The organism is Streptomyces sp. WG7 (genome assembly GCF_049975785.1).
GTDB lineage: Bacteria > Actinomycetota > Actinomycetes > Streptomycetales > Streptomycetaceae > Streptomyces.
The window spans coordinates 323,792-330,195 of record NZ_JBNGGE010000003.1 but is presented as its reverse complement, the minus strand read 5'-3'; the positions used below and the strand labels follow the sequence as shown (position 1 = coordinate 330,195).

The window sequence follows — 6,404 nt, the reverse complement described above, 5'->3', positions numbered from 1 at the left end:
CCCCGGGGCGGCGGCTGCCCCCCCCGCGCGGCTCGGCTCGGCGGGCGCGCTGGCGGGGCCGGGGGGGGGGCCCTTTTTCGTGGCTATCGGGCCCCCCCCCCCCGCCCCCCCCACCACCGTGGTCTGCTTCTCCGTCTCCATCCTGATGTGCCGCAGGCTCTCGCCGGTGCCGCCCGCCGAGCAGGCGGCCAAGCCGTCATGGCGCGGCATCGCCGAAGGAGCCCGGTACGCCTGGTCCAGGCCGGTGCTGCTGGGCACGTACGCGATCGACCTGGCGGCGATGTTCTTCGCCTTCCCGAACACCATCTTCCCCTTCCTCGCCGACGAGCTCGACGCCGACTGGTCGCTGGGCCTGATGTACTCGGCGGGAGCCGTCGGATCGCTGGTGGTCAGCCTGACCAGCGGCTGGGCGTCCCGCACGCAACGGCACGGCCTGCTGGTGGTGTTCGGCGCCGCCGGCTGGGGACTGGCCATGGCAGCGGCAGGCTGGACGTCACAGGTCTGGCTGGTCCTGGTGTGCCTCGCTCTGGCAGGAGCGGGTGACATGGTCAGCGGGCTGGGCCGCTCCACCATCTGGAACCAGACCATTCCCGACCGGCTGCGCGGCCGGCTGGCCGGCATCGAGGTCCTGTCCTACAGCGTCGGCCCGCAGCTCGGCCAGGTCCGCGCCGGGGCGATGGCCGGCTGGACCGGCGCCCGCCCGGCGATCTGGACCGGCGGGCTCGCCTGCGTCGCCGCGGTGGGCCTGCTCACCGCCGCGCTGCCCAAGCTGATCAGCTACGACGCCCGAACCGACGAGGACGCCGCCCGCCGCCGTGCCGAAGAGGGCGTCCCAGGCCGCACACCGGACCCGGCCGGCCCAGGACCCCAGGACGCGGGGCCGACCGCCCTCACGCCCGTACACGAAGAGCCTCTGCACGAAGAGCCCCGGAGCCCCTGACCACGCCGGGGTACGGACGCGGCTGCCTTACGCCCCGACGCCCCGACGCCCCGTCGTGCCGGCCCGTCGGCGACGTCTCCGTCGCCGACCCGGATGCGTGGCCGGGCGCGTGCGGTGCCCTCGCCGGCGGGGTGCGCCCGTCAGTCGTCGAGGGCGTCCAGGACGTCGGCGAGGTCGACGAACTTGAAGCCCGTGGCTTCCCTGTCGCCGTCTTCGGGAGCCATGTGGCCGTCCTGGACGACGAGCAGGCCGTTCGGGTACTTGGCGCCCAGCGGCTCGGCGAGCACGTCCGCGCCGTCGCACTCCTCGGAGCCGTCCAGCGCCTTGGACGCGGCGGTCACCCGGAAGCCGCCCTCGTGCTCGTAGTCGTCGGACCGCTCCCGGTCGTAGGCGACGAAGGTGTCGTCGCCCTGGCTGGAGGCGAGCAGGTAACCGTCACCGTCGTCCTGCTTCAGCAGGGTCAGGCCCTCGACGTCCGCGGAGACGTGCTCGCCTCCGAAGCCGGGGTCCCTGCCCGGCAGGCACTCGTCGGACGCTTCGTCGTACGTGGCGGGGACGCCGTACTCGCGGACCTTGTCCTGCAGCACGGGCCTGCCGCTCAGGTCGGCCCGCAGACGCCAGATGCCGACGTCCTCCTGCCCGGCGAAGAGCGTGCCCGTCTCCGGGTCGACGGCCATCCCCTCGACCTGCGGTCCTTCACCGGGCTCGCCGCAGGGGGACCACCGGGTGCGGTCGGGCATCGTGAAGGTGTCCGGCAGGTCCAGGGTGCGGACCTGACGGTAGGAGACCGTACCGCCGGGGGTCGCGGTCAGCTCCAGCAACGCGATCCGGGTGGTCGCGTTCTGACTGACCAGCGCGTAGGACCTGCCCGTCGCCGCGTCGGTGTAGGTGGCCAGGCCGTACGCGGTGCTCTCCTCGTCGACCTCCTCCTGGGAGCCGGAGAAGATCCACGGTGCGGAGGGGTCCGTGACGTCGGTGAGCGGGGCGCCGGGCCTGTCCCCGTCGATGCGGTAGACGCGCAGCTTGTCGCTGCCGCGGTCGCTGGTGACGGCCAGGTCCGCGGAGCGGGAGCCCAGTTCCATACCGTGGACGAGGTCGACGTTGTTGAAGCGGCCCGGAGCGTTGCCGGGACCCGGTGCCCCGGGCGCGGGGACCGACTGCACCTCCCGGGCGTCGAGGTCGTAGACCCGCAGGCCGCCCTCCTTGGCGGTGGCGACGACGAGACTGGCGTCCGGGTCGGCCGGGTTGCGCCAGATCGCCGGGTCGTCCGCGTTGGCGTTGCCACCCTCGTCGTCGTCGAACATCGCGGCGGTCTCGGCCCGGGGGACGACCGCGGGCGGTTCGTCGGACGCTGCCGCTCCCGAGGGCGCAGCCGCCATCGCGGCGGCGATCGCCAGGGTCGCGGCCACTGCGACAGCACCGGAACGACTTCTTCTGAACGCGTGCACGAACAGCCTCCTTGTCGAGGAGCGGGGCGTTTCCGGCGCGCATCCGCCGGCTGGGCCGCCGCCGCTTCCGTCGGTGTGGACGAAATGACATGGTCACGAAAGCAGGCGGAGAGCGGGCGTCACGCCGGCCACTCGCGCACGGCAGGAGGATGGCCGCAGGGTAAATGGTTGAAAACCGAAGATTGTGGATCCATGTCATCCATGTCGGCTCATCCGCCATGTCGGCTCATCCGCAGGGCTCGGCAGCCGCACCGCGTCACGACCGGGTTCCGGCCCCGCCGGGCGGCGGACGGACAGCGGTCGGTCCACGCTCGGACACCCCGCGCCCTCGTGGCGAAGCACCACGCCGTGCCGGAAGCAGGGAAGCAGGGAGGCGGGGAGCGGGGAGGCGGGGGAGGAGCGGCGAAGGGCGGTCGATAGCCTGCTGCGGGAGCGAACGGAGCAGGGTTCGCACTCCCCGGACTCCCTCCAGGACGCGTTCCTGACCGCCCGTCAACCGGGCCGCCGCACGTAGACAGCGAGGTGAGAGGCCCCCATGTTCACCACCCGTCCCACCCTCCAGGGCACCTTCGGCATGGTGTCGTCCACCCACTGGCTGGCCTCGCAGTCGGCCATGGCGGTGCTGGAGGACGGGGGCAACGCCTACGACGCCGCCGTGGCCGGGGCCTTCGTCCTGCACGTCGTCGAGCCGCACCTCAACGGGCCCGCCGGTGAGGTGCCCATCCTGCTCGCCCCGGCCGGCGGCGAGGTGCGGGTGCTGTGCGGACAGGGGGTGGCACCCGCCGGGGCGACGGTCGCGCACTACAAGGGCCTCGGCCTGGACCTCGTCCCCGGCACCGGACCGCTCGCCGCCGCCGTCCCCGGTGCCTTCGACGCGTGGCTGCTCCTGCTGCGCGACCACGGCACCAAGCCGCTGGCCGACGTGCTGAAGTACGCCATCGGCTACGCCGAGCACGGGCACCCGCCCGTGGAGCGCGTGACGGAGACCGTCGAGACCGTGCGGGAGCTGTTCGTGACGGAGTGGACGACCTCGGCCGAGGTCTACCTCCCGGACGGCCGTCCGCCGCGCCCCGGCGAGCCCTTCCGCAACCCCGCCCTCGCCGCCACCTGGAAACGGCTGCTCGCCGAGGCCGCCGGGGCGGGGGGCCGGGAGGCGGAGATCGACGCGGCGCGGGAGGTCTGGCGCACCGGGTTCGTCGCCGAGGCCCTCGTACGGCAGGCCGGGCGGCCCACCATGGACACCAGCGGCGAGCGCCACACCGGCACGCTGACCGCCGCCGACCTCGCCGGCTGGTCCGCGGCCTACGAGGCCCCGGCGACGTACGACTGGAACGGCTGGACCCTGTGCAAGGCCGGCCCGTGGAGTCAGGGGCCCGTCCTGCTCCAGCAGCTGGCGCTGCTCCCGCCCGAACTGCCCCGCTACGGCTCCGCCGACTACGTCCACCTGCTGGTCGAGGGGTGCAAGCTCGCCATGGCCGACCGGGAGGCCTGGTACGGGGACGCGGACGGCGCGGCCGGGGTGCCGCTCGGCGACCTGCTGTCGCCCCGGTACAACGCGGCACGCCGCGAGCTCGTCGGCGACACGGCCTCCTTCGAGCTGCGGCCCGGCAGCCCGGGCGGGCGCACCCCGCGGCTCAGCGCCCACGCGCGCGTGGCGGCCGTCGAGGGAGAGGGCCTCGACGCCCTGGGGGTCGGCGAGCCGACGGTCGCCAAGAGCCCGACGTCCCCGGTACCGGGCGAACCGGACGTCGCCGGCGACGGGGGCACCCGCGGCGACACCTGCCACCTCGACATCGTGGACCGCTGGGGCAACATGGTCTCGGCCACGCCCAGCGGCGGCTGGCTCCAGTCCAATCCCGTCGTGCCCGAACTGGGTTTCCCGCTCGGCACCCGGCTCCAGATGACCTGGCTGGAGGAGGGCCTGCCCAACTCGCTCACCCCCGGCCGCCGGCCCCGCACCACGCTCACGCCCTCCATGGCCCTGCGCGACGGGGTTCCCGTCATGGCGTTCGGCACGCCCGGCGGCGACCAGCAGGACCAGTGGCAGCTGCACTTCTTCCTCGCGGTCGCGCTGCGTGCGCACGTGCGCGGCGGCCTCGACCTCCAGGGCGCGATCGACGCCCCGAACTGGCACAACGACAGCTTCCCCGGCTCCTTCTTCCCGCGCGGCATGCGGGCGGGCGGCGTCACCGTGGAGTCGCGCATGCCGGCGGAGGTCGTCGAGGAGCTGCGACGTCGCGGGCACGACGTGACGGTCGGCGGGGCCTGGTCGGAGGGGCGGCTGTGCGCCGTCGCGCGGAACCCGGAGACGGGTGTGCTGTCGGCGGCGGCGAACCCGCGCGGAATGCAGGGGTACGCGGTCGGCCGCTGACACCCGGACCCCGTGTGCGTGGACTCACGACCACGTGATCGCGGACCCCCGAACCTCATGTTCGTACCGATTCCACCCGGAGTACACCACCCGGGTGGGGATTGTCAGTGGGGCGTGCTCTCATGGAGTCATGATCGAGAACAACGAAACCATCGACGAGTTTCTCGCCCGGCACGCCGACGAGGTGGAGGACGCCGTCCGCAAGGCGGCGGCCCTGGAGATCATGCCGCGCTGGCGCCGGCTCGCGGCACACGAGGTCGACGAGAAGGCCGGCCCGCACGACCTGGTGACGGACGCCGACCGCAAGGCCGAGCTGTACCTCACCGAGGCCCTGGCCGCCCTGCTGCCCGGCTCGGTCGTGGTCGGCGAGGAGGCGGTGCACGACAATCCCGCCTCGTACGAGGCGATACGCGGCGAGGCGCCGGTGTGGATCGTCGACCCCGTCGACGGGACGCGGCAGTTCGTGCACGGTGACCCGGGCTTCTGCACGCTGGTGGCGCTCGCCCACCACGGAGTCGTGCACGCCTCCTGGACCTACGCCCCCGCCGACGACCGGCTCGCCACGGCCGTACGCGGCCGGGGCGCCTTCCTGGACGGTGAGCGGCTCTACGCCGGCCCGCCCGAGCCCGGCCGCGACCTGCGGGTCGCCACGTCCCACCCGGACTACACGACCGACGAGCAGAAGCAGGCCCTGCTCGGCCTGCGCACCCCGGGCGTGGCACCCCGCGCCTGCGGCTCGGCCGGACTGGAGTACCTCGCCGTCGCCCAGGGTGAGTCCGACGCCACGGCCTTCTCCTGGGAGGCCGCGTGGGACCACGCCGCGGGGATCCTCCTGGTCGAGGAGGCGGGCGGCACCCACCTGACCCGCACGGGCGAGCCCTTCCGGATCACGGGCGGCAACGAGCTGCCGTTCACCGCGGCCCGCGACGCGGCCACGGCCCGCCAGGTGGTGGCACTGCTGTCGGACGGAGCCTGATCTCCAGGTCGGGGCGCTCCGGCCGGACGTCGAAGCGGATCTGGACGACCTCGAACTCGGTCACGGTGCCGACGGGCGGCCAGTCCTCGCCGCGCGCGGGCAGCTGTCCGAAGTCCACGAAGGCCCGTCCGGGCCGGCCGATGTCCACCACCAGCCCCGTCCGGCCGGGGCCCCACGGCAGGGCGGTGACCGTACCGGTGACCGGCGACCCCTCGGGCAGCGGGCCCGTGCGGTGGCGCATGAAACGCCGGTGCCGCCTCGCCGTGTCCCAGGCCCGTTCGAACTCGGCGCCGGTGACGTCCTCGGCACCGGGCGGCACCTCGACCGGGCCGTCCGTCAGCACGCCGTACACGGTTTCGTAGAACCGTACGCCGTCCGGCCCGAACCGTTCGAGCGCCGAGTGGAGATCGTCGCGGGACGCCGCCACCGACGCGCCGCCGTCGGTGATCTCCTCCGTGTGGGGGAAGAGGTCCCCGGCGTGCGGGACCGGCAGCGACCGGTCGAACGCCGCCAGCCGCAGCGCATGCCCGTCCTCGCCGATCTCGTACCAGAGCCGGAGCCCCTCCCGGGGCCCGGGGAAGCGTGTCCGTCGCGTCATTCGCCGGACTCTATCCGGCCGCCGCGTCCGTGCCGTCCGCTCCACCCGCGACCGCGGCCTGCCGCCGCCCG

Annotated in this window: 5 protein-coding genes; 3 read left to right on the top strand and 2 right to left on the bottom strand. The window is 74.1% G+C overall.

Features of this window, described 5'->3' with window-relative positions:
- The coding region (locus ACP4J0_RS05930; RefSeq protein WP_426597522.1) for an MFS transporter at positions 1-940 on the top strand (940 nt) is incomplete at its 5' end.
- A gap of 140 nt (positions 941-1,080) precedes the next feature.
- On the opposite strand, the gene ACP4J0_RS05925 is transcribed toward ACP4J0_RS05930, so the two are convergent.
- Complete coding sequence (locus ACP4J0_RS05925) at positions 1,081-2,388, bottom strand: phytase (RefSeq protein WP_426597521.1); 1,308 nt, start codon at positions 2,386-2,388, stop codon at positions 1,081-1,083.
- Between the two features lie 535 nt (positions 2,389-2,923).
- On the opposite strand from ACP4J0_RS05925, the gene ACP4J0_RS05920 reads away from it, so the two are divergent.
- Together ACP4J0_RS05920 and ACP4J0_RS05915 are read left to right on the top strand one after the other, a co-directional pair.
- Positions 2,924-4,759, top strand: a complete 1,836-nt coding sequence (locus ACP4J0_RS05920) for a gamma-glutamyltransferase family protein (protein ID WP_426597520.1) — start codon at positions 2,924-2,926, stop codon at positions 4,757-4,759.
- A gap of 130 nt (positions 4,760-4,889) precedes the next feature.
- Positions 4,890-5,735, top strand: a complete 846-nt coding sequence (locus ACP4J0_RS05915; protein ID WP_426597519.1) for an inositol monophosphatase family protein — start codon at positions 4,890-4,892, stop codon at positions 5,733-5,735.
- Here the strand turns inward: ACP4J0_RS05915 and ACP4J0_RS05910 are convergent.
- Positions 5,671-6,333 carry a hypothetical protein gene (locus tag ACP4J0_RS05910; RefSeq protein WP_426597518.1) on the bottom strand — a complete coding sequence of 221 codons (663 nt, stop codon included), beginning with the start codon at positions 6,331-6,333 and terminating at the stop codon, positions 5,671-5,673. The two genes, ACP4J0_RS05915 and ACP4J0_RS05910, sit on opposite strands and share 65 nt — an antisense overlap.
- Positions 6,334-6,404: the final 71 nt, after the last annotated feature.